The sequence below is a fragment of the Bryobacter aggregatus MPL3 genome, from assembly GCF_000702445.1.
Classification (GTDB): domain Bacteria; phylum Acidobacteriota; class Terriglobia; order Bryobacterales; family Bryobacteraceae; genus Bryobacter; species Bryobacter aggregatus.
Genome location: NZ_JNIF01000004.1, coordinates 33391 through 60244, shown reverse-complemented (window position 1 = coordinate 60244; position 26854 = coordinate 33391). Strand labels below are relative to the sequence as shown.

Genomic DNA, 26854 nt, shown 5'->3' with positions numbered 1-26854 from the left:
GCGGAATCCCCCGCACATGAGCACCAGATCCCTTCCCGGACACAGCCTCCCTTGTGCCCCGGCGCCGGATCAAATCTCGAAGTCAGAAAGCAGGAGTAAAGAATGTTTGGACGTGGTAATTGGGCGATCGTCGGTCTTGTAAAAGAGTCGCTCGAGGACTTCTCGATCAACCTCGCGGATCCCGTCCGCATGGCAGCCGCCTCTCAACTCGCTGCCGCGGCGGTCGCGAGCCTCTACGGCGGTGACGCCACAGGCATCAATCCCTACGATGCCCCCCGCCTGGACGAGAAGCAGGAACTCAACCTCGACCAACAGACCGAACTGGCCCGCTACGCCGTCGCCGAACAGGTGGACGGCACCGCCACCCCCCTGCCGGAGGAAATCCTTGCAGGCTCCGGCTATGGCCGCACCGTCGCAGCATTCCAGATCCACTCCCAACTCCCCTGGTTCGGCCTCTGGGCCGTCTACAACGAGCAGAAAAATGCCAGTGATCTGCCCTCCATGAAGGAGCAGCGATCCTACGTCATGCTGGAGCGCCCCTACAAGTTCCTTCAGCCCACCGATAAGCGCACTGTCGACGACCAAACTCTCGACGCCACCGCCGTCTCCCGCACTCAGGTCCCCGTCCTTCTTGACTTCCACTTGGGTCGCGTCTATATCGAAAGCACCAACAGTAAGCAGATTTACTCGGTGATCGTCAGCCTGAACCGCCTTGGCGCGCAGATCGTCCCCGTCGCCTGGAACTACCCGGCGCATAACTGGACGGAAGCCATCCTGAACCGGCTCTACGAAGGCACACAGTTCCGCGACGAATTCAAGAAGCGTGCCGAAGAGGCCATGCGATTCAAGGAGAAGGAAATCGAAAAGCTGGAAGACCGGGAGATGGAGGCCATCGTCTCCAAGTTCTTTTCCATGACGGAGTTGTCCAGTGGCATCTGGGCAGGGATCTCCGGCCCCTCGCGCATCCGGATCCACGACGCAGCCCCTCCAATCGCCGTCAGCAGCCCCACTATGGCCACCACACTACTCAATTTGACCGAGGCCGCCGGCGTCGTCACCGGCGCCATCACCATGCAGGAAAGCATCACCATTACGACCAAGAGCGGAGCCGAGCGCAACATCCGCCGCGACATCGCCCGTTTCGATCTGAACGACCGCATCAACCTCACCGATGTCGGGGCCGCTATGTTGCGTGGCTTCGACATGGCCTCGCACAAGAAGGATGTCCTGCGTGAAATCCGCGAGACCCGTCAGGTGCCCGCCATCCCTCAGTTCTGGGGCGGATGGCTCCACCAGATGAACAACGCGGTCCATACCATTGAAGAATCTTTCCGCGAAGTGCTGGAACTCGGCGGTGATGAGCAGGGGGGCATCGTCCCCATGCAGATCTCCGGCGCGGCGGAGAACGCCCCCACACCCTAGCGCCATCTCGTCGCAGTTCTGAGGGGCGACGCCGCAATCTAGCGTGGTACTTCACACAGAATAGCGACTATTGAGAATCACCTTTCCCCTCATGACTTTGGCGAGGATATCTTTGGAGCTTGCGGTCCAGACGAGTTCGGGGACTCTACAGAAGACGCCTTGGCGGAGACGGATTTCGGTGAGGTCGCGAAAGAAACATTGAACCATGGTGAGCAACCGCTAGAACGCCCGCGTACTCACCCCGCCGCGTTTAGGAAATGCTCCTGCGCGGCACTTGTCTCGCAGCGCTTGAGTCGCCAGAAACTGAATCAGTTACTTTTGCGGACTGCAAACCTGGCTGCGCCAGTTTTGAGCCTCCGGGCTCTTCGCGCGGTCTTCCCTCATGGTCAGGCGGAAGATTTCATGGTTTTCGGGCTCGTAGAGTCCGAAGAGACTCTGGAAGGAACCGCCCTCAAAATCGATGCGTTTTGTCCCAGGGTCAAAATGGTAGCGGCCTGCAGGCCCAGTGGAAGGCTGGTAAGTGCCGTCGGTCTTCAGAACCACTGCCTGCGTATAGGTGAAATTGTTGTTGAGGTAGACCCCGCACACATATTTCGTCGTGGGCGGCGCTGGAGATCGCGCTCCTCCGGCTTGGGCGGACGAGGCCTGGAGGGGGCGGATGTTCTTTGCGCTGATCCACTGTCCGGTCGATCCCTTGTCCGGTTTCAGATAGCAGTAGCCAGCATATTGGCCGATGCCGATCTGCGTGACGGTCGCGTTGTACCAATCGACGTTCCACCCCTCGACCATGTCACCAACCTTGAACGGACAGGGTTTCACTTCTGTCGCGGCTTGAGTTGAGGCTGACTTCACCGTCTTGGCTCCCGCTGCAGCGGGAGCCGGCTGATTTCCTGAATGAGCGCCTGGATGGCGTACTTCGCTGACGTTATAGCCCTGCTCGTACGTACTCACGCCGTTGTGGGTGTAAGCCGGATAGTCCGCGCGGGGATCCCAACGAACCACGACCTGCTTGTACTCAGGCAGCAATTTGACAATCGTGCCAGACCACCACTTTTGAGAGGAAGGGCTATCCCGGTACTCAACCCGGTCTCCGGTCTTGAAGTCGCTCTGTGCCCTCAGTTGCGGGGCGAAAGCGATAAGAACTGCAATGACAACTCGGAATGTCATAGGAGTGGAGTGTAACAGAATGGAAGTGCTCTGCGGATTTCGGTGGGGCACTGGGCGGCGGAAAACGGCCCATCCCTTTTAAGGATTTGACGAGTGTCAAGCATCCCGGAATCTAGGGGCCGCTGGGCCTCAAACGGTTCTGTTCGACCGTGGACTGTAGTCTGCCATATCGCATCAGGGAGCAGCGCTCTCGAACCGTCTCCTCTGCGGGTGAGAACGCGCCATCCGGAAGCTGGAGAGCACTACGTCCGATCGGAGAAATGAGGATATCATTCTCTGCGAATGCCATTTCCCTCTCGTTTTTGAGCGGCACGCCATCAGCCGGAGTGCCTGAGCTTTCTTTTCACTCCGCATCTGATCGTTCGTTGTCAGCCCGGCTCCGAATGAGTATTGCGCCGTTCGCAATCCACTCGCTGTCCTGGGCGTCCTCAAGTCGAGTTCTGGGAAGTTGTGAATCACTCGTCAAGACCGAGGCCTTCCTAATAGGCCGTTCCGGCATTAGACCCGAAGGCAAGATCGCGCAGGTTTCGACGGCCATCTTGTTCTGATTCCGCCGTGCACCTACTGATGCAATGAGAATCCGGACGGCAGAGCTGCTTCGAGATTGATTTGCTCTCCGGTGATGGGGTGGTGGAATCTCAGATACTGGGCGTGCAGGAAATATCCTCCATCTCCGGGGAGGCCCGGGAGGTTTTCAAGAGGCTGGCCGGTCGAGCCGTACAGAGGATCACCAACCAGAGGATGGCCGATGGATGCCAGATGGATTCTGATCTGATGAGGACGACCCGAGCTGAGGCTTACCTCAAATGTTGTTGTGCTGCTGTTGCGTGAGATCACCTTTGCCAATGACTTTGACGGTTTGCCACTTGGGCTTGCGGCCCACACGGAGCCGATGCGCGGGTGCGGTACGAGGCCGATAGGTGTGAGGATCTCGTAGGCGTCGTGCTGCGCAACGTTTTGCGCTAGCGCCCGGTAGATTTTTTGCATTTTGGGTGTGTTCCAGTTTGCCGATAGATGAGAGGCCACCTGCGGCGTTTTGGCGAAGAGGACGATGCCAGTAGTGGCTCGGCCCAACCGATGGACAGGCTTTGCGTTGGGGCTTTGCTTTTGCACCATGCGCAGGAGAGTGTTTTCCAGGAAGCCCCCGCCGGGGAGGGTGGGCAGCCCGTTAGGCTTGTTAACGGCCAACAGATGGAGGTCTTCAAACAGAACCTCGAAGTGCTGAGGGGCGTCGGGTTCGATCCAGGGTGGACGGTTCCAGACAAGGGTTTGGCCTAAAGTGACCGATTCGCTTCCGGTGGCGGTGACGCCGTTGAGGGTGATTTCGCCGTTACTCAGTTTCTGTTGCCAGGCTTGTGGAGTGGAGTGGGGGTAAAGGCTGGCTAAGTGGGAAAGCAGGGTTTGCCCATGGAACTTGCTGCTGATGATTGTGGTGTAGGCATAGCCCCGGTTGAGCACGTAGTTTAGTGTAGGCTATGGCATCTGCGGCGCGGCAGCCAGAAGTTTTTTGCGATCCAATCGGCGGGAGGGCGCTCAGACTGGTAGAAGATGTGGCGGCGGCATTGCGCAGGAATCACCCGCTGTTGTCAATCCCGTCCCCCAGACTTACCATGCGCCAAGCGGGCGAGAAGCCGGCTTGTGGAAAGTTGTTCGTCAGCGCCCCGCCGGACGGTCGGCGCTGTACAAGCTGGCTGACCGATTTTCGACGGGCAGCCCTGAAACGAGAGCAGACTGTTAACCCTAAGATAGTTCGCGAGTTCGAGAACATCGGATGCGGAGCTGCCAAAACTCTCAATACATCCAGCGTGGAGATGTTGCTTCGGTTTCATTAACTACCTGCACTGGTTGCTGCGAATGTTCATCGTTGCCATAGGATTCGAGCCGACTCGAGCGGAACTGCGACCCCGGCACGCTGCGGGATCACTCGCGCCGTATAGTCGTTTGCTGCGCGTGTGAGGGGTGTGGTTGCGTGATACCGGCAGCCTGTGGATACGTGAGCTGCTGGTCTTTCGCATTTCATTTCGATACGAACGGGTTCGCCTCCGTTGATTCCGTCCGCATAAAGTTCCACGCGCACCCCATTGGGGTCGAGATCGTGCAGGAAGATTTCGACCTCGAACCTGTGCTGATCCGCAGTGGTTTCGACGTGCAAATCTCCGAAGCGTAACGAGCCCCAGCCCCAATCTAACGCCCGCTTCCAATCCACCACTTGCTTGGCGATCGCACCCTGATTCGCCGCGCGCTCCCGGTAGGCAGCCGCAGCAGGGAGATAGTGCTGCTCCGAATACTCGCGCACGGCACGGCCAGCGGAAAAACGCGGAGTCAAGTGCGCCATGCTCTCCCGCATCCGCTTGATCCATGCAGTGGGGACGCCGCTCGCGTCCCGGCGATAGAACTCTGGGATCACCTGATCCTCGAGCAATTCGTAGAGCCCGTTGGCCTCGATCGCGTCCCAGGCCGGATCGTCACCATGCTCCTGACCGTCCCCTAAGGCCCATCCAACTTCAGGTGCGTAAGCCTCTGCCCACCAGCCATCCAACTCGGACAGATTGAGCCCGCCGTTCACCAGCACTTTCATACCGCTTGTCCCACAAGCTTCCCAGGGCCGACTCGGTGTATTGATCCACACATCCACGCCTTGCACCAAATGCTCCGTCAGAAGCATGTCGTAATCGCTCAGAAAGATCACATGAGGACGCGGGACCGGCTGCCGGATGAAATGAATCCATTCCTGAATCAGGGCTTGCCCTGCTTGGTCTGCCGGATGTGCTTTTCCAGCAATGATGAGTTGTACTGGACGCTGTGGATTGGTCAACAAGCGAAGCAGCCGGGGCGGGTCGTGCAGCAATAGATTCGGTCGCTTGTAGGTCGCAAAGCGGCGTGCAAATCCGAGCGTGAGAGTGTTGGGATCAAAAAGATGCTTTGCTTTATCAACCGCCTCCGCCGATGCGCCCGAAGCGGCAAGTTGGCGGGAGAGTCGTTCGCGCGCGTATTCAACAAGCGACATTCTATTGGCGGTGCGAAGTTGCCATATCTTGGCGTCCGGGACGCAGCGAATGTCCTGGTCCAGGGCTTCTGTCGTCCCCAGCCAACGCGCCTTGCTACAGGCATCTGTCCATAGAGAGTCGGCTGGAGCAGAGTCCCAAGTGGGCATGTGGACTCCGTTGGTCACGTGGCCGACGGGGATCTCGTCCTCCGGCCAATGCGGGAAGAGTGGCAGAAAGATGTGCCGGCTCACCTTACCGTGCAGGCGGCTTACGCCATTGACCTGCCCGCTCCCTCGAATTGCCAGATACGCCATATTGAAGGGCTCCGACGAGTCGTCAGGATCTAGGCGGCCAAGAGCCAGCAAATCATGGGAGGTGATCTTGAGCTTTTGCTGGACATAGCCGCCGAGGTATTGCTCAATGAGAGACGGTGCGAAGCGGTCAAAGCCAGCCGCTACGGCAGTGTGCGTGGTGAAGAGATTGCCAACTCGAGTTGCAGCGAGTGCCACTTCGAAGGGTTGCCCAGTCTCTTCCATGAAATCTCGGGCGCGCTCCAACACGGCGAAGGCCGCGTGCCCTTCATTTAAGTGACAGACTTCCGGCTGGACTCCGAGTGCGTGGAGCAGGCGCCATCCGCCAATTCCCAACAGCATTTCTTGTTTGAGGCGCAGTTCCGGCCCGCCGCCATAGAGTTCGCTCGTAATCCCACGATGTACCGGGAAGTTTGCTGCGTCGTTACTGTCCAACAGGTAGAGCTTGACTCTGCCAACCTGCACCTGCCAGGCGCGCAACCAGACCGAGTAGCCAGGCAACGCGATCTCCAACCGCAGCCACTCTCCGTTCGGTTGGCGCAGCGGCGTGATTGGCAACTGTCCAGGATCGTTGTAAGGGAAGAGAGCTTGCTGCGCTCCATCTTTATCGATCACTTGGCGAAAGTAGCCCTGTTGGTAGAGCAACCCCACTCCGACGACCGGAACGCCCAGGTCACTAGCCGCTTTCAGTTGATCGCCGGCCACATTACCAAGCCCACCCGAATAGATCGGCAGCGCTTCACTGAGCATGAATTCCATGCTGAAGTAGGCCGCGCATGTCAGGGGAGAGCCCGCATGATTCTTTTGAAACCAAGCGGGCGTCTTCGCCGCTTGCCGGCTGGCTTCGACCAAGCCATCGACGTTCTTCCGGAAAACAGGATCTGCCAGCACGCGCTCGATCTGGTCGCGCGAAACCGTCTGTAGAACAACCCAGGGGTTATGTGTGATCCTCCACAGTTCAGGATCCAACTGCCGCCACACTTCGTCAGTCGCATGATTCCACGACCAGCGCATGTCCAAGGCGAGTTCCGCCAGGGAGTCGAGCCCCTCAATTTCGATGGGGAGTAGCTTGTAGATGGGGTGACTGGCACGGATTTTTTCGCTCATAATTTGCCATTCCGATCGGGCTTGACGCCCAAAGTTTCGTTAACGATTGCCTGCGCTTCCGTGAGGATGCGATGCAGATGATCGGTTCCCTGGAAGCTCTCCGCGTAAATCTTATAGATATCCTCGGTTCCTGAAGGGCGCGCCGCAAACCATCCGTTCTCTGCCATCACCTTCAATCCACCGATGGGAGCCTTGTTGCCCGGAGCGTGAGTGAGGATCATCTGGATCTTCTCCCCGGCCAGTTCCTTGGAATGGACCTGCTCCGGCGAGAGTTTGCCCAGCATTTCTTTTTGCGCACGAGTCGCTGGAGCCTCCACGCGGTCGTAAGCCGCCTCGCCGAACTCGTGCGTGAGGTCTCCGTAGATCTCACCAGGATCGCGACCCATCCGCGCAGTGATCTCCGCTGCGAGCAAAGCGGGGACAATGCCATCTTTGTCTGTCGTCCAAACGCTGCCATCCCTACGAAGAAAGGATGCGCCCGCGCTTTCCTCTCCACCGAAGCCAAGCGAGCCGTCGAGGAAACCATCCACAAACCACTTAAAACCCACCGGCACTTCATCGAGCTTCCGGCCAAGCTTCGCCGTGACGCGATCGATCATCTGGCTGCTCACCACCGTCTTGCCGATGGCTGCCTCACTACTCCACTGTGGCCGATGTTGGAAGAGGTAGTGGATTGCGACCGAAAGATAGTGATTGGGTGGCAGCAACCCGGAACTCCTGGCGACAATCCCGTGACGGTCGTGGTCCGTGTCGCAGGCAAAAGCAATCTCGAAGCGATCCTTGAGGCCGATGAGCCGCTGCATCGCATACGGTGAAGATGGGTCCATACGAATCTGGCCGTCCCAATCAACAGTCATAAAACGGAAGGTGGGATCGACGGCCTTGTTCACGACTGTGAGCTTCAACCCGTAGCGCTCTGCAATCGGTTCCCAGTAATGGACTCCTGCGCCGCCAAGCGGATCAACTCCCATGCTGATCTTCGCGCCACGAATCGCATCCATGTCGATCACATTGGCCAGATCGGCGACGTAGGCATTCAGATAGTCGTGCCTGTGTGTCGTGGCTGCGTGAAGGGCCTTTTCGAAAGGAACTCGCTGCACCCCACGCAGCCCGTCCTCCAGAAACGCGTTTGCCTTGGCTCCAATCCCGTCGGTAATGGCCGATTCGGCTGGCCCTCCATTCGGCGGATTGTATTTGAATCCTCCGTCATGAGGCGGGTTGTGCGACGGCGTGATGACAATGCCGTCGGCGAATCCGGTCTTGCGCCCGCGGTTGTAAGTGAGAATCGCGTGAGAAACAGCAGGCGTCGGAGTGTATTCATCTCCCTCCGCCAGCAGGACGTCAACTCCGTTGGCTGCCAGCACTTCAAGGGTGCTCGCAAGAGCCGGCACAGAGAGCGCATGCGTATCCATGCCAAGAAACAGAGGCCCCTCGATCTGCTCCCGCTTCCGGTACAGGCAAATGGCCTGACTGATGGCGAGGATATGCCTCTCGTTAAACGCCGTGTCGAATGAGGAACCACGATGACCCGAGGTGCCGAATGCCACGCGTTGCTCTGGCCGGGAAGCGTCGGGAACCTCCGTATAGTAAGCCGACACGAGTCTGGGTACGTTTACCAGCATCGATGCTTCGGCCGGCTTTCCCGCAAGTGGACCTAGGTTCACAACTCCCTCGTCATTTTGAGTCCCTGTGTTCCAGGCTTGCGACTTGACGCCGGTGACGCGGCAACGGCTGGGGCCAGCGGCACAACAAATTCGGGATCGTCGTCACCCTGCTTCCAGTGCGTGTCTCCAAAGGCGGCGGCTTCATCGAGATCTTGCTTCGATTCAAAGCCTTCCTGATTTTTTGGAGAATCAGGCATGGTTCTTTTCCAGCAAGGCCAAGGCTCGCTTGCAGACGTTGTCCACAGTAAAGCCGTATTCGCGCAGCAGCACCGGAGCGGGCGCGGAGGCGCCGAAATGATCAAGACCAATCACTTGACCCAGATCGCCGACGTAGCGATGCCATCCCTGTGTGGCTCCTGCTTCCACGGCCAAACGCGTGCGAATCAGGGGAGGCAATACGGAGCAACGATATTCCTCCGTCTGCGCATCAAACAATTCCCAACTGGGCATGGACACCACACGCGCCTGAACGTTTTGCTTTTCCAAGTCCCGTTGCGCCTCAATGGCCAGACTCACTTCTGAGCCGGTTGCGATCAAAATCATCTGAGGCTGACCGTTCGCTGCTTCGGACAGAATATAGGCTCCGCGTTGGAGGCCCTCGGCGGAAGCGTAGCGGTTACGGTCCAGAGTCGGCACATCCTGGCGCGTCAGGATCAGGGCGACCGGACGGCCTCGCGTCTCGATTGCATGGCGCCAGGCGTACGCGGTCTCGTTGGCATCGCAGGGCCGGATCACCACCAGGTGCGGAATTGCACGCAGATTCGCAAGTTGTTCCACGGGCTGATGCGTTGTCCCGTCTTCGCCGAGCGCAATGCTGTCGTGGGTGAAAACGTAGACCACCCGCTGCTCCATGATGGCCGCCAACCGGATGGCCGGGCGCATGTAATCGGAGAAGATCAGAAACGTCGCCCCGTACGGAATGAAGCCTCCATGTACGGCCATGCCATTCAGAATGACGCCCATCCCGTGTTCCCGAATGCCAAAGTGCAGGTTGCGTCCAGCGTAACTCCAGCCGCCACCGCTCGAACCTTGGGTGTCGCCCCAGGCTCTATCGGGAGATTCAAAATCACCCGCGCCTTCAAGGGCGGTGAACGTCGAAGGATCCAGATCGGCAGAACCGCCCATCAGCGCCGGAAGTTTGGGCGCGATCGCGTTCATCACCTTTCCGGATGCCACTCGGGTCTTCATCCCCTTTGGGTCTGCTGGGAAGACTGGAATATCCGCGTCCCAACCGGCGGGCAATTCACCGCGCATCCTCTGTTCAAATTCCCTAGCCAAGTCGGGGTACGCCGCAGCGTACTGGGAGAATCGTTCCTGCCACGCAGACTCCGCCTGCAGCCCTCGCGGCAGGGCTTCGCGAAAATGGGCGAGCGCTTCCGATGGAACATCGAAGAGAGGAGTGACCGGCCAACCCAGGTTCTCCTTGGTTCGCTTGACCTCTTCCGCCCCTAGCGGCGAACCGTGAGCCTCAAAACTGTCCTGCTTGTCCGGAGAACCAAAGCCCAGATGAGTGCGGACAAGGATCAACGACGGGCGCCGCGTCTCGCTCCGCGCCGCTTGTAGAGCCAGGTCGATCGCCTCCACGTCGTTACCATCCTCCACCGATTGCGTGTGCCAACCATAGGCCTCGAACCGCCGCGCGTGATCGTCATTGCAGGTCATGTTCGTGCCGGCCGAGAGCGTCACATGGTTGTTGTCGAAAAGGTAGATCAGCTTGCCAAGTTCCAATTGCCCTGCCAGGGAAGCGGATTCGGAGGCCACGCCTTCCATCAGGTCGCCGTCGCTGACTAACGCGTAGGTGAAATGATCAACGATCTCGAAACCTGGCCGGTTGTAGCGCGCCGCCAGATGCGCTTCCGCAATCGCCAAGCCAACGCCGTTGCCAAAACCCTGACCAAGCGGGCCAGTGGTAGTTTCGACACCAGGAGTGAGACCGCGCTCAGGATGACCCGGCGTAAGGCTGCGCCATTGGCGGAATTGCTTGATTTGATCGAGAGACAGATCATAGCCGGTGAGATACAAGAGGCTGTAGAGCAGCATTGAGCCGTGGCCGGCCGACAGGACGAAGCGGTCCCGATTTGACCATTGGGGATGAGTGGGATTGTGCCGGAGAAAGCGGGTCCACAATGCGTAGGCCATGGGTGCGGCACCCAACGGCAAGCCTGGGTGCCCGCTGTCAGCCTTTTGCACTGCGTCAACGGACAGGAAACGGATCGTGTTGATCGACAGTTGATCTAATTGCGCCGCATTCAGAGTAGCCATGGTCCCTGTTTTCTTCGAAGCCGCGAGGGCGCGACCTCGGCTCTTTCGTCTTGATCCGATCGCGGTGGCGTCTTTTCGAAAGTAGCGCCGCCTCACCACACAAAGAAAACCGCGCCACTGCCGGACACCTGTATGCGGCCGGCCTGCACCGGACGGTCTCGAATCGGAGTGATATTCTCGCGAACGATACCGGGCATCTGCGGTTCTGAGCCGATGTTTTCTTCTATCCCCACTGCGCCGTGCTGGTTCATGATCTTCGCCGCGGCATCCACCTGCTCGTCGCTCCCCGTCGCGAAAACCAAAGCTCCTCCCCGCCCCAGGCCGTCCAAGTAAACTTGTGATTCGGCGTTGGTCGCTCCAATCCTGGCGAGTGCCCGGCCCACCTCGACTTCGAACTCGATGCGAGGGAAGCTCATCACCCCTGTGACCTCGAAGGTCGCCGGCTCCGTCAGCGTGTGAACCTCTATCCGGGGAAAACCAAGGGCTTCGATCTCGCGGACGACGCCGTCAACCAGATCAGGTTTCTCAAACAATCCGACAACCGTTTTGGGCATATAGTTCTCTCCACTACACAGTGCTGAGCATCTACACGCACAAAGTGTTGCGAATCGGGACGCAGAAACCAACGCTGAGATTCATTTCCCAAGTGCGCTGGGCGCGCCATCTTTGCGTTCTGATTGATCCTCGCCTCAATCTGCATGGGGGCCATCCAGGCGGGCATCCTGAGGTGTCCAGCTTGCCGTTTCCTGGGAACGGCATCAGAATGTCGTGGGAGCTTGTCGCCAAGTGCAGCATCCAAGGCTTCAGATTGGGCATATTTCAAGTCCTGTATTCGAGTTCCAAGTGTCCAAGCTCACACAGCTTGCCAATGCACACCCAACCACTCTCACTCCCTCAATCTTGGTGGCATTGTGCGGGTGCGGCCGCAGGAGTGTGAGGAGGATGCGTCCGATTCCACAGCAATATGCGAATCCGCACAGGCGAGGATTTAACTTGATCGATCGCCGGCCGAACTTAGGGTCTCAGAGCGGCTACCTGAAACAGATGGTGCAGAAAACACTCAGACCTGACGGAAATCCAGAATTGGAAGTGGAGTCAAGCCGAATCCTAGAAGGGAAAACGGCTTGCAGAAATGAGCAGATCAGCGGAGTCCACATGGACAACAACTTGCGGTAAAAACGCCCACAAGGAGACCCAATGCCCATTCAACTGCATGAAGACAACGGCGGGAAGCTGCTCGCGGTTCACCTCAGCGGGAAGTTGGTAAAAGCAGATTACGATCACTTTGTGCCTGAGTTCGAGCGGCTCCTCCGGCAGCATGGAAAACTACGTGTGTTGTTCGATATGACCGGTTTCCATGGCTGGGACGCTGCCGCAATATGGGAAGACATCAAGTTCGACATTCGGCACTTCGCCGACATCGAACGGATCGCCATGGTCGGGGACGCGAAATGGCAACACGGCATGGCGATATTCTGCAAGCCGTTCACGAAAGCGACGATCCGATACTTCGATCACACCGACGCCGGTGAGGCGCGGAGGTGGCTGGAGGAATGGAGCGCCCCCAAATGAATGTAAAAGTACCGCGAGGTGGTTGGTCGCCGACGACAGCGCCTGCTGGCGATGGATGAAGACCCGGCGTGACTGACGGGCGTCAATGAGGGGCGAAATCCTCTACGACCGCGGGAGGGGATTGCCTAGGCCGAAGCCACCCCTTCATCCACCAAGGTTCTTCCCCAGCATCTTCGAGGATGTCGATGAAAAACGCCTTGAGAGGTCCGACGGCAACTGCGGTATTGAACTGGGATATCAATCACAATGACAGCAGGAGTCTCGAGAGCGGATACCTCTCCGATCCCTATGAAGGAGCACCGCCGAAGATGAACTGGTTCTATTTGGGCATCGCCATCGTCGCTGAGACGACCGCCACATCAGCGTTAAAAGCCTCAGAGGGGTTCACGCGACTGCTGCCCTCTATTGTTGTCGGCGTGGGCTACTTAGTATCCTTCTACTGTCTATCGCTCACCCTCCGAACAATTCCAGTGGGCATCGCCTATGCCATCTGGTCCGGCGTCGGGATTGTGCTCATCTCCCTGATCGGATGGTTTGCCTTTGGACAATCGCTTGACCGTCCCACCATCATCGGAATGGGGCTCATCGTTTCCGGAGTAGTAATCATGAACGCGTTTTCGAAGCCGGTTGCTCACTGAGCTTGCCAGCAAAGAGAAACAACCGCAGCCAATCTGCGGGAGGCAGTCTTTGTAGAATCCATGAAGGAAGATGAAGATGATCGATCACGGGCAGTACAGACTTGTCCCCACCAGCGGGGCAAAGCTGCGAAAGGAAGGTGCACCTCCCCTCCTCCCTCACCTCCATGGGCACGCGCCGACGGACCTGTTTCAGCGGTACGCTGCTGTGGGGAGTCTCTATGCCTGAGAAGAAAGCGACGAAGAAGGTCACTGGCGAGGCTGCGGTACTCGCAAAGATCACCGCGATGCCAGCGCCCTACGGCAAGATGGGCGAGTGTCTCCATGCGCTCATCTTACGCAGTGCGCCGGTACTCCAGCCAACCGTATGGTACGGCATGCCGGGATACGCGAAGGAGGGCAAGACCATCTGCTTCTTCCGCGCGGACAAGAAATACATGACGTTCGGATTCACTCAGGAGGCGAACCTCACCCGCGAGGAAGGCGCGTCACATCAGCTCATCGAATCCGCGTGGTACTTCACCGCACTGGATGATGCCACCGAGGCCAAGCTCTCCGCCATTGTGCGCAAGGTCGCGGGCTGAGGGAGTTCCGCCCCCGACGCCCCCGCTGGCGGTCCCCCGCCCTACGACTTCGTAAACACCGGGCTGGTCAGCGTGCTGGTGCTGTCGGAGAAGGACTCCTGCTCGATTCCCATTGACCGGAGAATGCTCAGGTACATGTTCGACATCCGCGCATTGTCCTGACGCCAATACATCCCGTGCTTGAGCCCCATATTGGCCCCACCGGCCAGCAGTGTCGGGAGATTGTGTGAGTTGTGCGTTGTGCTCGCGCCGCTGCCGAACAGCACGATTGTGTTGTCCAGAATCGGGCCGTTCTTATCCTTGTATTGATTCAGGCGATCGAGGAAATGAGCCACCTGCTTCGCCAGGAACAAGTCATACTTGGCGAAGTCGAGCTGCCCTTCCTTGTCCGTCGCGTGCGAGAGATTGTGGTGCGTCTTTGAGAGCCCAAGCTTGAGCGGGAAGGTATCGCTGATGCCCATGCCATCCTCGCGGTTCAGCATGAAGGCGATCGAACGGGTAATGTCCGCGTCAAAAGCTAACGCGATCAGATCGAACATGTTGCGGTAGTACTCCGCCGGATCGCCTGCGTTCGTAGCCTCAAGATTCAGATGCGAGTAATCCTGTTTCTTCAGCGGAATGTCGATCCAGCGCTCGGACGCCACCAGACGCGATTCCATCTCGTTGAGCGTGCTCAGATACTGGTCCATCCGCTCACGGTCCGTCTTGCCGAGACTGGCGTCGAGCGATTTTGCACTGGCCGATACGGCATCCACCAGCTTGATGCGACGCTGCAAATTTTCACGGGCGGACGCTTCGTTCGGATTGTCGCCGCGGAATACACGGTCAAAAATGCGGCGTGGATTGTTCTCTGCGGGGACAGGCCGTCCGTCAACATTGTAAGAGATCGTCCCGGTGCGCGAGAGGAAGCCCGTCCCCGCATCGATGGACAACACGAGTGAGGGTTGACGGCAGTACTGCTTGGTGTTCTGCGCGATCACCTGATCGAGACCAACGGCGTTAAAGGTGCCAGGCTTTGGATTGTGCAGCGGAGCGCCGGTGAGCCACATGTCCGAGCAAATATGCGGATCGGCCTTGGGACCATTCGCATGCTCCAGCCCTCCCATGAAACTCACCTGTTTGCGGAACGGATGAAATGGTTCTGTGGACTTTCCAAATTGGAAATCGGCACCGCTGCCATGGGCCGGAAACCAGCTCCACTCGTCGATGCCGTGCTCCGTTTTCGGCAGCGACATACCATTGGCCGTGTAAATCGCGCAGAAACGGCGAGGAATCCGATCGGCGACTTCCGCGCCCATCGCTTCCAGGACCGGAAGGGCAAGAGCTACCCCTCCAACCCCTCTCAGGAATGCTCGGCGATCCATTTGATTCAGGCGCTTCATCGTAAGACTCCGTCAGTTGATATCAGATTCAGTCCGTTGTTGCTACTTCTGCAGGAAGCTAGGGCTCTTGACAACATACCGGACCATGTCCTTCATCCGGTAGCCGTTTGCTTTCAGATCCTTGACTCCGTTCGTGCGGAGCTCGTGAAGTTCATTGTACGTGAGTGAGCGGCCGACTGCATAGGTCGCCAAGTGCTTCAGAACGCTGAAGGAGACCTGATCCAAGCGCTCTTCGGCAAGATAATGCTTGAGACCATCGACGCCGTCCACTTCGGTCTTGTCCGGCAGCGTGGATTTCGCGTCCACCTTCTCCTTCTTGCGGCGACCACCGGCGTCGTAATCCTCAAAGGGGACACCCCACGGATCGATCTTCAAATGGCACTGCATGCAGGCCGGAACGTTCCGATGCTGCTCCAGGCGCTGGCGCAAGGTCAGGCCAGCCGTGTCTTTCAAGACTGGAACATTCGGTGGCGGGTCCGCTGGCGGCTCCGCTACGATCTTCCGGGCCAGCCAGGCACCGCGCTTGACTGGGTTCGATTCGCGTCCATCAGAAAGACCAGCCAGAATCGCGGCCTGGCTCAGGACGCCTCCAAGATCAGGACGGCCGTGCGGAATCGTGACGTAGTTGAAGCCGCTCTCAGTCTTGTCCGCCAGGTCGTAATAGTTGGCGACAGCTTCGTTGGCGAGGATGAAGTCCGAGGAGATCAGGTTCTTCGCCGGGAGGTTGTTCCGGACTAAGTACTTCACGAACTCGACGGGTTCCTGCTCGAGCGCTTTGCGTGTGTCCCGGGTGAGCTTCGGGAAGCGCTTACGGTCGGCCTCCAGAACCTGAAACTTATCAAGAGTCAGCCACTGGGAGACAAACTCCGAGGCGAAGCGCGCAAAGCGCGCGTCCGCGATCATGCGGTCGATTTCAGTGTCGAGCTGCTTCTCCAGCAGGCCGCTCGCGGCCAACTGCCGGGTACGGGCATCTGGAGGACCGTTCCACAGGAAGTAAGAGAGCTTGGAGGAGAGCTCCCAATTGTCCAGTGGCTCGGCCGCCGGGCTCGCGCTGGTTTCGATCAGGAAGAGAAACTGTGGAGAGGTCAGGACCACTTGCAGGGTGTCCTTGATGGAGTCCTGGAAGTTGCGGCCACTCTGCTGGGCTTTTGTGTAGACGGCCAGCAAGGACTGCTCTTCTGCCGGAGTGATCGGCCGGCGGAAGGCTTTGGCCGCAAAGTTCGTGATCACTTGCTTTGCGTAAGCCTGGTCGCTTGTGCCGGTGCTTCGGCTGAGGAAGATGTCCTTATGCGATTTTGGGGGCCATTGTTCGAGATAGGGTCCTTCAAACTCAACGGAGCGGACCAGCAAACGTGGCATGTCGCGGCCATCGGTGTACTCACTGCGAATTCCGATTTCGTGGATGCCTGCGAGGTAGTTCACATTATCCTTCTCCACCACCGGAGCAGGATAGTTGTCAATCGTGCCTTCAAAGACATGCTTGGTCAGGTTCGTTCCGGGGACAGGCTGTGGCGAGCCGACTGGTGCGAGGGTGCTGCCGCAGTCGCGGCGCAGTCCGAGGTGAACACCCAATCGGGGCTGACGCTTTTCAAAAGTGACAAAGCGTTTGGCTAAAGGATCGCCGGGAGCCAGCGGACTGAGAACGATCCGGTCCAGTTCCTTCACGTTGTCATACTTCGCGCTGATTTTGAGCGTACCGGGTTGCAGACGGACCACCAGGAAGGCTGGCTGATCCAGCGTCCCAGTGAATTCACGCTCACCCAGGTTCAAAGTGAAATCTGGTGTACGGCGGCGGCGAACGGTAGTGCCATCTTCCGGCGCCCCAGCCTTGCGACCCGCAGAAAGAGGCTGCAGGAGACTCTTTCCAGGCTCGATGAGGGCGACGATCTCCGATTGTTCCAGCGGCCGGCGATACAAGCGGACAGCGCCCATCTCGCCCGCGAAAGATTGGGCGATTTTGAGATCGGACTGGTCGGCATCAAACTGGGCGCTGCCCATACTTGCTTTCGCAGCCAGGGAACCGTTGACGTACAGCAGAGTCTCGTTGTGCCCCCGGCGGACCACAACGGCGACGTGGCTCCACTGATTCGGACGGGCAGCGCCGGGACGAGTGGAGACTGTGGCCGTAGCGCCTGCCGCATCGCCTACCGTTTGGAAGCGCAGCGAGGCCTGGTTGTTCGGGATCTCGAGATACCAGCCGCGTGTATGGTCCGCATTGCCGAGGCTGACGAGGGACTGGCGGCCCGGCTGTTTGGGCTTAATCCAGGCAGAGATAGTGAAGTCCCCTTCTCCAACATGATGCTCGTCGTCTGTGGGAAGAGCGCTTCTTGGAATCACCAGCGGAGCGGTGATGGGTTGAGTCGCCGGGGAATCGAGGGCCTGTGTTGGCCACGCACCAGTAAGACTGTCTTTCAGACGAGTGGCATCTGGAGCAACAGGCTTCGGTTCCACCGGGAAGATGTCCACCTGATAGATCCCTGCCTTGGCAATCGTTACGGTCTTGTCGGCAGGCTTCATCACGAGTCCGGCGCCAGCAGCTTGGGCCTTGGTGTCTCCATCAAGGAGGAGACCGTCGTCATACTTCGCCGCCATCACAGTCACGCGGAAGCGGCCGCTATCGGGGAGCTCTCGAAGTGAGATCTTGAAGTTTGCCTTGGGACCGTAGGTTCCATCGTCGTCAAACATCTCTTCGGTCGGAATCGCGGGCCGGAGCAGAAGCCCCTCGGGAACGGTGCTCCAGGCTTCACCTTTTGGATAACCGCCACTACCGCGCATGTCGGCAAAGACGGAGTGGTAAATGCTGTCAAAGTCTCTCCAACCGCGCACCGTGTCATTGCCCCGGTAGCCTTCGATGAAGCGATACTTTGTGCGCATGAAGAACGGCTCAAACGGGAAGGGCTTCTTCGGAGTGAGTTGGGTCACCAGCACGTCCGAGGTTTCAAGCAACGCGCTCCCTGCGCCGAGGATCAGTTTTTCAGCAAGCGGGGTGGGGTTTACGCCGTCGCCGAGGTCCACACGGAAATTCTGGATCTCAGGCTTCTTGGCCGGGTCTACGATGGCGTGGTCGAGAGCTTTTTCAGCGATCTCGAAGTAGGTTTCCATGAGCAGCGGAGAGAGTTGCAGCGTACTCGCGTTATTGAGGAACCCGTCTTTGGATACCCCATCGGCCGGCAAGATAGACGCGAGGTCGTTCTCAATGCCGAGGAGTTCGCGGAGCGTATTGCGGTATTGGGCAACTGTCAAACGGCGGACGGTTCCGTTCTTCGGCGAGGGGCGTAGCTTCGCCACCTCAAGGTTTCTGGCAATCCAGTCCGCCATTGCCTTGCGATCCTCGGGGCTGGGCTGATGCACACCCTTGGGTGGCATTGTGCCGGCAGCGATGCGGTGGTGGACCGCTTCCCATTTCTTGACCGTTTCGTCGCTGAATTTCTCGTCAAGATTATCGACGCGAATGCCAGCGATGCTGTTGTCAGCATTGTGGCAACTGAGACAATTGGACTTCAGGAAGGCACGGTAGTCGGGGTCCGGCGGAGGGGCCTGAGCGGTCAGGAAGTGGGCAGTTGTGGCGATCATGGCCAGGGAAGCCAGCGGGAGCGTCCAAGCGTATGGCAGGCCGAAGCGGCGAACTCTCATCACTCTCAGTATGCTTGGTTTATCGGGCGCACGCAGGGCATGGATCCGCCCGCTCGCTCGCCGCCAACGCAGGCGCTCCTCCTCATGATGCTCGCTCACATACAAAGGAAGCGATTCACTTCGTAGTTTTTCAACACCATATTCTAGATTTAGAGGGAGATCCATAATCGTTCGCCTTTCCAGCCTGGACAGGAAATCTCGCTCGCACCACGTGCTCCTATCAAACAAACGAGCGGGTTGTGAGTGAAACGTGCTCTCCTGAGCCCGCGGTCCGCTTGAGGCTCCGTTCCAGAATTGTCCCCGTGCTCTTCGCGTTGGCGACCGGCATTCTGCTGCGCTTTGTCGTCGGTCTGGAGCCAGTACCGTACCTGGCCTGGGTGGTGCCGGCGCTGCTGCTTTGGGGTGTCCTCCAGGCAGAAGGAATCCCCTGGCGCCTGCTCGTGATCGCAACTTGCCTGATCGGCTACCAAGCAAATGCTGTCTACTACCTCCGCGTCATGCCGATGGCGATTGCCTGCACCGTGGTGGCCGGGCAATCTTTGTTGTGGCTGTTTGTCCTCGCCGAAACCCGGCGAGTCGTTCTGCGGGTACGCCGTCCCTGGACCATGCTGGCCTATCCCGTCTTCTGGGTAGCCGTAGATACGCTCCTGGCCAACTTCGCGCCTGACGGCAATTGGGCCAGCTTGGCCTATACACAGGCGGACTTCCTGCCTCTTATCCAAACGGCATCGCTCTTCGGCGTGTCCGGCGTCTTGTTTCTGCTTTGCCTCGCTTCTTCGGCAATCGCGGTTAGCCTGGTGCTGGGTCTGCGCGGCAGGGAGAATCGCATCATGCTGGCAGGCACGATGGTTCTGATTGCCGCTGCGCTGGTCTTCGGAACCATTCGTCTGCAAAGTCCGCCAGCGGCAAAGCGGATTCCAATCGGTATTGCGTCGATCGACGATGCGATCGGACTCCAGGCGCAGGCTCCCTACATTGCCAGGATTCAGGCGGCCTACGACGCGCAGCTTGCGGCCTTAGCCAGCGCCGGCGCGCGGCTTGTGCTGTTGCCCGAAAAGATTGCAGTCGTCAGCGCAGCGGACGCTCCAGCGTGGCGCGAGCGATTCGCCGCAAGCGCGTTGCGCCATCGCATCTCGATCCTGGTTGGGATCGGCGTGCAGCACAAAGACGGGATCGCAAACGACGCCTGGTTGTTTTCACCAGACGGCAGCCTGGACGCGGTCTATCAGAAGCAGATCCTCGCGCCGCCGGAGCGCGCCGGCTACCTCGCTGGTCACAAGTCCATCGCGCGCGACATCGAAGGCACTCGCTTTGGCATTGCAATCTGCAAAGACATGCACTTCGCTACGCTCGGCCGGACCTATGGCGAACTCCATCCTGCGGCCATGCTTGTGCCGGCCTGGGATTTCTCCCTCGACGGCTGGATGGGCGCCAGGATGACAGCGCTCCGCGGGATCGAGAATGGTTTCACTGTCGTGCGTGCCGCCCGGGAGGGCCTGCTCACGGTGACGGATGCCTATGGCCGCATCGTTGCGGAAGCAGACAGCAAAGCGCTGCCGGGGCAGCGCTTGTGGATGAGCGTTCCTGTGGACCCACAACTGCCGAAACTCTATACGAGGATCGGAAACTGTCTCGGTTGGCTTTGCGTAGCGATCGGGGCGTACCTGATGTGGTTCAGCCGAACGAAGCCAAAAGCGATGGCTGCCTAGCTCTTTTTCTTCTGTAGCTTTTGAGCGGCCTTGTCGATCTCGCCCCAAACGCGAAGCAGATTGCCACTCCACAGCTTGCCGATCTGTTCTTCGGTATAACCCCGGCGGGCGAGTTCCAGCGTGACGTTGAAGGATTCTGCGGCGCTGTTCCAGCCGTCAATGCCGCCACCCCCATCAAAGTCCGAAGAGATTCCAACATGCTCCAGACCGATGAGCTTGACGGCATAGTCGATGTGATTCACCAGGTCCTTCACGTTGGCCCGGCCCGCGGACGGAAACTTGGCATCGATCTCCGCCAGCCGCTTGTCATACTCGCCACGCCGTTCAGCGGAGAGAGTATCAAGACCGAAACTCGCCCGTCCCCGGCTCTGCGGAGCAACGCCGCTGGCACCCTCAACCGGACAGACACGAGCCGTATTTGCTATCGCGCCGCCGCGTCCACCGCCCGGCCGGGCCAGGCCGAACTCTTCACGCAGCTTGGCAAGAGCATCGAGGCGTTCCTTCGAATCGGTTCTGAGATACGAGGAGAAACCCACCACCTGAATGACGCCACCATTCTTCTTCAGCGCCAGCAACTGCTCGTCATCCATGTTCCGGCTGACGTTGGTGAGCGCACGCACTCCCGAATGCGACGCAATCACGGGAGCCTGCGAAATCCGCATCGCTTCCATGTTGGCGCCCTTCGAGGGATGCGACAGATCGACCATCATGCCCAGACGGTTCATCTCGGCAATGACTTGCCGGCCCAGCGGGGACAGTCCATTGTTGTAGAGATAGCCCTGGGTTTCGCCCGTATTCGAATCTGCCAGTTGGCTGTTGCCATTGTGGGCCAGCGACATGTACCGTCCGCCCCGGTCGTAGAACTCCTTCACCTTTTTGAGATCGGTTCCAATCGGATATCCGTTCTCGACACCGATGACGGCAATGCGCAGCTTCTTCTGATGCAATGCGAGAACGTCGGCTGGCGTCAAGGCCAGGCCGATCTTGTCGGGCGCGATCTTTTCCGTCAAGCGATGCACGGCATCGAACTTGTCGACGGCCTGCCGGTAGGCATTGGCGTAACCATCAGGCGTGAGCGGGCCCTGGCCGACATAGGCAATCATGAACGAGACATCCATGCCGCCTTCGATCATCTTCGGCAGATTCACCTGCGTGGTGAGGCGCATGGTGTAGTTGCAGTCCGGCGTGAAGTTCGCCGTGTCAATATCGTTGTGCGTATCGAGCTTCAGCACGCGGCTGTGAATGCCTTTGGCTTTGGTGAGCAGCGCCGCATCGCTTGCTTGCGCGGGACTGGTCCTGGCCGTGATTTGGAACAACAGCCCCATCGAGGAAGCCGTCAGACCGGCAACTATCAGCTTTCGCTTGATGTTTTTCATTGCATCTCCCTGTCCCGATGCCAGGACGAAAGCCCGCACGGAACCGCAAAACTAAAACGTGATTCGAGAAGAGTGAGTTCGTGCAGAAGGAGACCGACGGGGGCCGCGACGGACACACCATGCCCATCATAGCAATGGCAGAACGGACTACACTTGCGTCAGCACTGCGCCGGAGGGCGAGGAAACAGGATACATCCGCTCCATCCAATGATCGAAAGATCCAATCAGAATCGTCACCATACCCGTCATCTCTCCGGTCTCCTCGATGAGGACTTCCATCTTGTAAAGTGTCGATTCCGGGTGCAGGAAATTCGCAAAACCCTCCGGAACACAAGCGCTGAGAATCATCAGTGCAAGTCCACCAAAGAGGATGTTGGCAGCACGCCCCTTCCAAGGCCACCAGAAACGCCACACGAAGTAGAAGCCAATCAGCACCGGAATCGCCGCGAAAAAGAGCGGACCCGTCCAGTCAAATGGACTACCTGTTGCCGTCTGCATCTTCCGGGAGACCGCTTCGTGAATCGCCACGCCTTCATCCATCGAAAAGGCCACCAACATTCCCGTCATCCCCAACACAGCCAGGCGCTCCATCAGGCGATGTGCGAAATGCCACTGAACTGCCCAGCACAAGCCCGATGCCAGCAGCAGACTCGAAGAATACCAGGAGGGAATAGTGGACTCGCCGTCCAGATTGAAGATGCGGTGAGCGGTTTCACCGCCCACACCCAAAATTGCGGTCATCGCGTAGGTAAAAGCAAGGAATAAATTGAACGCGTACAAAAGATAGAACGCCCGACGATTGATCATCTTTTAACAATACGTCTCACTGAGCTTTTTTATACAGCCGTTTTTTATTGGAAATGCTACGTTAGAGCACGCCCCGAAGTTAGCGACGGGGTGGGATGCAATCGAGCTGCCAGCTCTCCTTGCAATTAACATCTCTATGACATTAAGATCTCCCGGCGGAGACAATCCCGGAGGTTTTAGCGTGCCATCTTTTAGGGCATTGGTTGAGAACTGTTCCGACGTGATCACGCTTGTCACCACGACCGGTGAGATCCTCTATTCGTCTGCCTCCACGGCCAAGGTGCTCGGCTATTCTCCTGAAGAACTCGTCGGAAGAAATGCATTCGATCTCATTCATTCTGAAGATCGGGAGCCACTCCGCAAGGTACTGGGCGATTCGCTTGCGAATCCTCCAGGTTCCCACCAGCTAGAAGCACGTGTACACCAGAAGGCCGGGAAATGGTGCTGGGCAGAAACGACGCTCTCCAACCTGCTGGCAGAACCCAAAGTTGCAGCGGTCGTCATCAACTTTCGAGAAATTGGCGCCCGGCGTGAGGCACGGGTGCAGAAACAGAACCAGAGTGACGATCTGGCGCGCTCGAATTCTGATCTCGAAGACTTTGCCTATGCCGTCGCCCATGACTTGCAGGAACCACTGCGATCGATCTCCATGTTCACCGAGTTACTCATGCAGGGATCGACATTAGACAGCTACAGTAAGATGCGCGCGAAATTTATCGTGGATGGGGTAGCACGCATGATTGCCTTACTCGAAGGACTGCACGCTTTTGCCCTCAGGGGCTTTGATGGAGTCCCCCGTCCGATGCATCTCGATTCTGTCCTTGCCGAAGTTCTCGAGAATCTGGCCTACGCCATCTCTACCAGCAACGCGACGATCACAATAGATGCCATGCCGCGGGTACAGGGAAACGAACGGCAGTTGCTGCGAGTCTTCCAGAATCTGATCAGCAATGCGATCAAATACCGGAGCACGGCTCCAGTCAGAATTCATATTTCGGCTCAGCGGCAGCAAACGGACTGGATCATCCGGATCCAGGACAACGGGATCGGAATCGCACCGGAGCACCATGAACAAATCTTCTCTCTCCTCAAACGCCTCCATGGAGAAGAGACCGCAGGCGCCGGGATTGGACTTGCCATTTGCAAGAAGATCATCGAAGCGTTGGGAGGCACGATCTGGGTGGAGTCTGAGTTCGGAAAGGGCTCAAGCTTCTGCTTCACAATCGCGGCAGAGAGTGAGCATAAGGAGTGCACTCTCCCATCGGGCAACGGGTAGAAACACTGTGCAGCAATTCGACAACATGAAACAAGAAAAACCGAAGAAACAAACGAAGTTCAGCGTGCTCAGATTCTTGAGTGAACCAGGAAAAGGCCGTAAGGTTGATGCGCTGGACATTCATACCGTTCTCTTTGCTCAAGGCGATCCTGCGAGTTCGCTTTATTACATTCAGAAGGGGAAGGTAAAGCTTACGGTTGTTTCCAAAAGCGGGAAAGAGGCGGTCATTGCCGTTCTTGGAGACGGCAACTTTTTTGGAGAAGGCTGTCTTGCCGCGCAGAAACAACGGATGTCGACAGCAACTTGCATGGCCGCCAGCATCATCACACGCATCGATAAGGCGACGGTGGTCGAGACCTTGCAGGCGGAGGCTTCTTTCTCAGAACTGCTACTCTCCTATATGTTGACGCGCACCATGCGGATTGAAGAAGATCTGGTGGACCAACTGTTCAACTCCAGCGAAAAACGTCTGGCGCGTGCGCTCCTGTTGTTGGCGAACTTCGGAAAGGAAGGCAAGCCGGAAACAGTCATCCCTAAGATCAGTCAGGAGACGCTGGCTGAGATGATCGGAACCACCCGCTCGCGGGTCAGTTTTTTTATGAATAAGTTTCGCCGTCTCGGCTTTATCGAGTACAACGGAACCTTGCAAATCCACAGTTCGTTGCTCAATGTCGTTTTGCACGACTAGAAGTCACATATTAAAAGCTTCCGCATCTCCGATGACTCGATGTCCCGCAACCTTGCAGTTTGGGAAGACGACGGAGGTGCGGCCGCTCCAGCCTTGCGTGGCACGCCCAACCAGGTGGCTCGTGCCGAGATCATTCTCCGGCTGGTAGACGCGGAGTTCATTCGGGTTGCGAATGCATTGCGCACACTTGCGGCGCAACAGGACCCTCGTAAACGTGCCACCACGGAAGCCATCCTCGCGATTCTCGAGGACAAGCGCACCGAAGTCTTAAGCCAGCAAGAGGCGTACTACTTCATCCACGACTGGCAGGAGATCAGCGATCAGGTCCGGAGCCTGCTCCTCGCCGACCCGCGCTACCAAAGCATCCAGCGCAACAGAAACGCCTCGCGCGCCGGAACATCCTAGGAACATATGAGTCATTCCACGATTCTCGGTGTCGGCACCAAGGCTCCCGACTTTACCCTCCACGCGACACCGGATCAGAGCATTTCCCTTTCCGATCTCAAAGGGCGTCCCGTCGTCCTGGCCTTCTATCCAGCCGACTGGAGTGCAGTCTGTTCTGATCAAATGGCCCTCTATAACGAAATCCTCCCTGAGTTTGAGAAGCATCACGCGGAACTCCTCGGCATCTCTGTCGATGGGGTATGGTGCCATTCGGCCTTCGCCAAGTCGCGGCAACTGCATTTTCCGCTCCTGGCGGATTTTGAACCGAAGGGAGCAGTGGCAAAGCTCTACGGCGCCTATCGTCCGGAAGGGGTCGCCGAGCGGGCGCTCTTTGTCATTGACAAGGACGGAATCATTCGCTGGAGCTACTGCTCCCCGGTGGCCGTCAATCCTGGCGCAGATGGCATTCTCACAGCGCTGGAAGCCTTGGAGCAATAGATTCATGCCACTCATCGAAGCAGTGACAGCGCAAGACCACACTCAGGGCGCCGACGATGCGCCTGTGACGCTGATCGAGTATGGGGATTTCGAGTGTCCGCACTGCGGTGCGGCCTACCCGGTGGTGAAACTGCTCCAGAAGCAGTTTGGCGGGATGCTGCGATTCGTCTTTCGGAACTTTCCGCTCACCCAGATTCACCCCCATGCCGAAACGGCGGCAGAAACCGCCGAATTTGCCGCCACGGTGGGCAAGTACTGGAAGATCCACGATGCGATCTTCGAGAACCAGTCGCGGCTCTCGCTCGATCTGCTTCTCAGCCTTGCGTCCAAGTATGAGATCAACACCGATGCTCTTTCTGAAGCGCTGCAAGACGGCAGCTTCCGGGCCCGGGTCAAACACGACTTCATGAGCGGGGTCCACAGCGGGGTCAACGGTACTCCGACATTTTTTATCAATGGTTCCAGATACACCGGCCCGATCAGCTTCGAAGGGCTTTCCGAGGCCATCGAAGCAGCATCACAAGCAGGCAGGCCATGACCCAACCAATCCAGAATCAACCAAACCGAAAGTCATCCAGTGACACCCATGTCCAACCTTAAGTCCACGTCCTCTTCTCACTGTCCCTATTGCAAGTCGATCGAGTTCCGCGGGGTCGGAGCCCGGAATGCTTGGGAACAAGCCTTTCTCTGGCTCCTCCAGCCCTATCGATGCGAACTTTGCGGCCATCATTTCTTCCTCTTTCGCTGGAGAGCGCCGCTGGCGGGAACGGCCTAAAACGACCGGTTCCGTCCCCTCCCCGCACGCAGCTTGAAGCGATAGACTAGACACAGACGATTTCCCCGTTTGTTGAAATCGCGTTACTACGCACGAGGTTCCATCGATGGCTCTGAAGCTGACGGTAAACGGGAAGGTCAACACGGTTGACGTCCCCTCCGACATGCCCTTGTTATGGGTATTGCGGGATGTATTGAATCTGAAAGGCGCCAAGTACGGCTGTGGCGCCGGACAATGCGGTGCTTGCACGGTACTGATGGGGAGCAATGCCGTTCGCTCTTGCATCACCCCAGTCTCTGTTGCCGCACGCCAACCCATCACCACCATCGAAGGCCTCTCCGCAACCGGCACCCATGCGTTGCAAGTGGCATGGCAGGCAATCGACGTTCCTCAGTGCGGCTATTGCCAGGCCGGACAGATCATGTCCGCCGCAGCCCTGCTGACCAAGACGCCCAAACCGACCGACGCAGACATCGATACCGCCATGAGCGGCAATGCCTGCCGTTGCGGCACCTACATCCGCATTCGCTCGGCGATCCATCAGGCCGCGGCTAGCCTCGCCAAGCCTGGTGCGGCCGGCAACACGTCCAGTGGGAACCAGGAATAGGAAAGGGA

At 58.1% G+C, this 26854-nt stretch carries 22 protein-coding genes; 11 read left to right on the top strand and 11 right to left on the bottom strand.

Annotated elements, in window-relative coordinates:
• Positions 1-102: 102 nt before the first annotated feature.
• Positions 103-1422, top strand: a complete 1320-nt coding sequence (locus M017_RS0119890) for a hypothetical protein (RefSeq protein ID WP_031499915.1) — start codon at positions 103-105, stop codon at positions 1420-1422.
• A gap of 312 nt (positions 1423-1734) precedes the next feature.
• Here the strand turns inward: M017_RS0119890 and M017_RS0119885 are convergent, their stop codons facing one another.
• The 7 genes from M017_RS0119885 to M017_RS0119850 all read right to left on the bottom strand — a co-directional run bounded on the left by M017_RS0119885 (position 1735) and on the right by M017_RS0119850 (position 11474).
• Positions 1735-2589, bottom strand: a complete 855-nt coding sequence (locus M017_RS0119885) for a hypothetical protein (protein WP_031499914.1) — start codon at positions 2587-2589, stop codon at positions 1735-1737.
• A gap of 561 nt (positions 2590-3150) precedes the next feature.
• Positions 3151-4047 (bottom strand): RluA family pseudouridine synthase, encoded by an 897-nt coding sequence (locus tag M017_RS0119875; protein WP_031499912.1) that lies wholly within the window; start codon positions 4045-4047, stop codon positions 3151-3153.
• A 400-nt stretch (positions 4048-4447) separates the two neighbouring features.
• Positions 4448-6994: an alpha-glucan family phosphorylase gene (glgP, locus tag M017_RS0119870; protein WP_031499911.1), complete on the bottom strand. Its 2547-nt coding sequence runs from the start codon at positions 6992-6994 to the stop codon at positions 4448-4450.
• Positions 6991-8658 (bottom strand): phosphoglucomutase (alpha-D-glucose-1,6-bisphosphate-dependent), encoded by a 1668-nt coding sequence (gene pgm / locus M017_RS0119865; RefSeq protein WP_035958707.1) that lies wholly within the window; start codon positions 8656-8658, stop codon positions 6991-6993. The genes glgP and pgm overlap by 4 nt, the downstream gene beginning before the upstream one ends.
• Complete coding sequence (locus tag M017_RS0119860) at positions 8655-8855, bottom strand: hypothetical protein (RefSeq protein WP_031499909.1); 201 nt, start codon at positions 8853-8855, stop codon at positions 8655-8657. The genes pgm and M017_RS0119860 overlap by 4 nt, the downstream gene beginning before the upstream one ends.
• Positions 8848-10920, bottom strand: coding sequence for a transketolase (tkt, locus tag M017_RS0119855; protein WP_031499908.1), 2073 nt, complete (start codon positions 10918-10920; stop codon positions 8848-8850). The genes M017_RS0119860 and tkt overlap by 8 nt, the downstream gene beginning before the upstream one ends.
• Before the next feature lie 92 nt (positions 10921-11012).
• Positions 11013-11474, bottom strand: a complete 462-nt coding sequence (locus M017_RS0119850) for a hypothetical protein (protein WP_031499907.1) — start codon at positions 11472-11474, stop codon at positions 11013-11015.
• Between the two features lie 643 nt (positions 11475-12117).
• On the opposite strand from M017_RS0119850, the gene M017_RS0119845 reads away from it, so the two are divergent.
• From M017_RS0119845 to M017_RS0119830, 3 genes are all read left to right on the top strand, one after another.
• Positions 12118-12492: a SpoIIAA family protein gene (locus M017_RS0119845; RefSeq protein ID WP_031499906.1), complete on the top strand. Its 375-nt coding sequence runs from the start codon at positions 12118-12120 to the stop codon at positions 12490-12492.
• 308 nt (positions 12493-12800) lie between these two features.
• On the top strand, positions 12801-13130 hold the full coding sequence (locus M017_RS0119840) for a DMT family transporter (RefSeq protein ID WP_031499905.1): 330 nt from the start codon (positions 12801-12803) through the stop codon (positions 13128-13130).
• A 218-nt stretch (positions 13131-13348) separates the two neighbouring features.
• On the top strand, positions 13349-13711 hold the full coding sequence (locus M017_RS0119830) for a DUF1801 domain-containing protein (protein WP_031499904.1): 363 nt from the start codon (positions 13349-13351) through the stop codon (positions 13709-13711).
• A gap of 41 nt (positions 13712-13752) precedes the next feature.
• Here M017_RS0119830 and M017_RS0119825 read toward each other — a convergent pair whose 3' ends face one another.
• Both M017_RS0119825 and M017_RS28010 read right to left on the bottom strand, forming a co-directional pair.
• On the bottom strand, positions 13753-15075 hold the full coding sequence (locus M017_RS0119825) for a DUF1552 domain-containing protein (RefSeq protein ID WP_238325983.1): 1323 nt from the start codon (positions 15073-15075) through the stop codon (positions 13753-13755).
• A 60-nt stretch (positions 15076-15135) separates the two neighbouring features.
• Entirely contained in the window at positions 15136-18726 is a 3591-nt protein-coding gene (locus M017_RS28010) for a DUF1592 domain-containing protein (protein WP_080508190.1), read from the bottom strand.
• 302 nt (positions 18727-19028) lie between these two features.
• On the opposite strand from M017_RS28010, the gene M017_RS0119815 reads away from it, so the two are divergent.
• Positions 19029-20435, top strand: a complete 1407-nt coding sequence (locus M017_RS0119815) for a nitrilase-related carbon-nitrogen hydrolase (RefSeq protein ID WP_031499901.1) — start codon at positions 19029-19031, stop codon at positions 20433-20435.
• Here M017_RS0119815 and M017_RS0119810 read toward each other — a convergent pair.
• Positions 20432-21811, bottom strand: a complete 1380-nt coding sequence (locus M017_RS0119810) for a dipeptidase (RefSeq protein WP_051670645.1) — start codon at positions 21809-21811, stop codon at positions 20432-20434. The two genes, M017_RS0119815 and M017_RS0119810, sit on opposite strands and share 4 nt — an antisense overlap.
• Before the next feature lie 147 nt (positions 21812-21958).
• Entirely contained in the window at positions 21959-22618 is a 660-nt protein-coding gene (locus M017_RS0119805; RefSeq protein WP_031499899.1) for a hypothetical protein, read from the bottom strand.
• Positions 22619-22799: 181 nt separating this feature from the next.
• Between M017_RS0119805 and M017_RS0119800 the strand changes: the two genes are divergently transcribed.
• From M017_RS0119800 to M017_RS0119775, 6 genes are all read left to right on the top strand, one after another.
• Positions 22800-23894 (top strand): PAS domain-containing sensor histidine kinase, encoded by a 1095-nt coding sequence (locus M017_RS0119800; protein ID WP_162179992.1) that lies wholly within the window; start codon positions 22800-22802, stop codon positions 23892-23894.
• Between the two features lie 25 nt (positions 23895-23919).
• Positions 23920-24582 (top strand): Crp/Fnr family transcriptional regulator, encoded by a 663-nt coding sequence (locus tag M017_RS0119795; protein ID WP_031499897.1) that lies wholly within the window; start codon positions 23920-23922, stop codon positions 24580-24582.
• Between the two features lie 39 nt (positions 24583-24621).
• Complete coding sequence (locus M017_RS0119790; protein WP_031499896.1) at positions 24622-24987, top strand: hypothetical protein; 366 nt, start codon at positions 24622-24624, stop codon at positions 24985-24987.
• A 6-nt stretch (positions 24988-24993) separates the two neighbouring features.
• Positions 24994-25464 (top strand): redoxin domain-containing protein, encoded by a 471-nt coding sequence (locus M017_RS0119785; RefSeq protein ID WP_031499895.1) that lies wholly within the window; start codon positions 24994-24996, stop codon positions 25462-25464.
• Positions 25465-25468: 4 nt separating this feature from the next.
• Positions 25469-26002: a DsbA family protein gene (locus M017_RS0119780; protein WP_031499894.1), complete on the top strand. Its 534-nt coding sequence runs from the start codon at positions 25469-25471 to the stop codon at positions 26000-26002.
• A gap of 343 nt (positions 26003-26345) precedes the next feature.
• Positions 26346-26846 carry a (2Fe-2S)-binding protein gene (locus M017_RS0119775; protein WP_031499893.1) on the top strand — a complete coding sequence of 167 codons (501 nt, stop codon included), beginning with the start codon at positions 26346-26348 and terminating at the stop codon, positions 26844-26846.
• Positions 26847-26854: the final 8 nt, after the last annotated feature.

Bases quoted from the DNA above. Each gene is read 5' to 3' on its own strand.
- M017_RS0119890 (WP_031499915.1), top strand. From the start codon at position 103: ATGTTTGGACGTGGTAATTGGGCGATCGTCGGTCTTGTAAAAGAGTCG.
- M017_RS0119885 (WP_031499914.1), bottom strand. From the start codon at position 2,589: ATGACATTCCGAGTTGTCATTGCAGTTCTTATCGCTTTCGCCCCGCAA.
- glgP (WP_031499911.1), bottom strand. From the start codon at position 6,994: ATGAGCGAAAAAATCCGTGCCAGTCACCCCATCTACAAGCTACTCCCC.
- M017_RS0119860 (WP_031499909.1), bottom strand. From the start codon at position 8,855: ATGCCTGATTCTCCAAAAAATCAGGAAGGCTTTGAATCGAAGCAAGAT.
- tkt (WP_031499908.1), bottom strand. From the start codon at position 10,920: ATGGCTACTCTGAATGCGGCGCAATTAGATCAACTGTCGATCAACACG.
- M017_RS0119850 (WP_031499907.1), bottom strand. From the start codon at position 11,474: ATGCCCAAAACGGTTGTCGGATTGTTTGAGAAACCTGATCTGGTTGAC.
- M017_RS0119845 (WP_031499906.1), top strand. From the start codon at position 12,118: ATGCCCATTCAACTGCATGAAGACAACGGCGGGAAGCTGCTCGCGGTT.
- M017_RS0119840 (WP_031499905.1), top strand. From the start codon at position 12,801: ATGAACTGGTTCTATTTGGGCATCGCCATCGTCGCTGAGACGACCGCC.
- M017_RS0119830 (WP_031499904.1), top strand. From the start codon at position 13,349: ATGCCTGAGAAGAAAGCGACGAAGAAGGTCACTGGCGAGGCTGCGGTA.
- M017_RS0119825 (WP_238325983.1), bottom strand. From the start codon at position 15,075: ATGGATCGCCGAGCATTCCTGAGAGGGGTTGGAGGGGTAGCTCTTGCC.
- M017_RS28010 (WP_080508190.1), bottom strand. From the start codon at position 18,726: ATGAGAGTTCGCCGCTTCGGCCTGCCATACGCTTGGACGCTCCCGCTG.
- M017_RS0119810 (WP_051670645.1), bottom strand. From the start codon at position 21,811: ATGAAAAACATCAAGCGAAAGCTGATAGTTGCCGGTCTGACGGCTTCC.
- M017_RS0119805 (WP_031499899.1), bottom strand. From the start codon at position 22,618: ATGATCAATCGTCGGGCGTTCTATCTTTTGTACGCGTTCAATTTATTC.
- M017_RS0119795 (WP_031499897.1), top strand. From the start codon at position 23,920: ATGAAACAAGAAAAACCGAAGAAACAAACGAAGTTCAGCGTGCTCAGA.
- M017_RS0119790 (WP_031499896.1), top strand. From the start codon at position 24,622: ATGTCCCGCAACCTTGCAGTTTGGGAAGACGACGGAGGTGCGGCCGCT.
- M017_RS0119785 (WP_031499895.1), top strand. From the start codon at position 24,994: ATGAGTCATTCCACGATTCTCGGTGTCGGCACCAAGGCTCCCGACTTT.
- M017_RS0119780 (WP_031499894.1), top strand. From the start codon at position 25,469: ATGCCACTCATCGAAGCAGTGACAGCGCAAGACCACACTCAGGGCGCC.
- M017_RS0119775 (WP_031499893.1), top strand. From the start codon at position 26,346: ATGGCTCTGAAGCTGACGGTAAACGGGAAGGTCAACACGGTTGACGTC.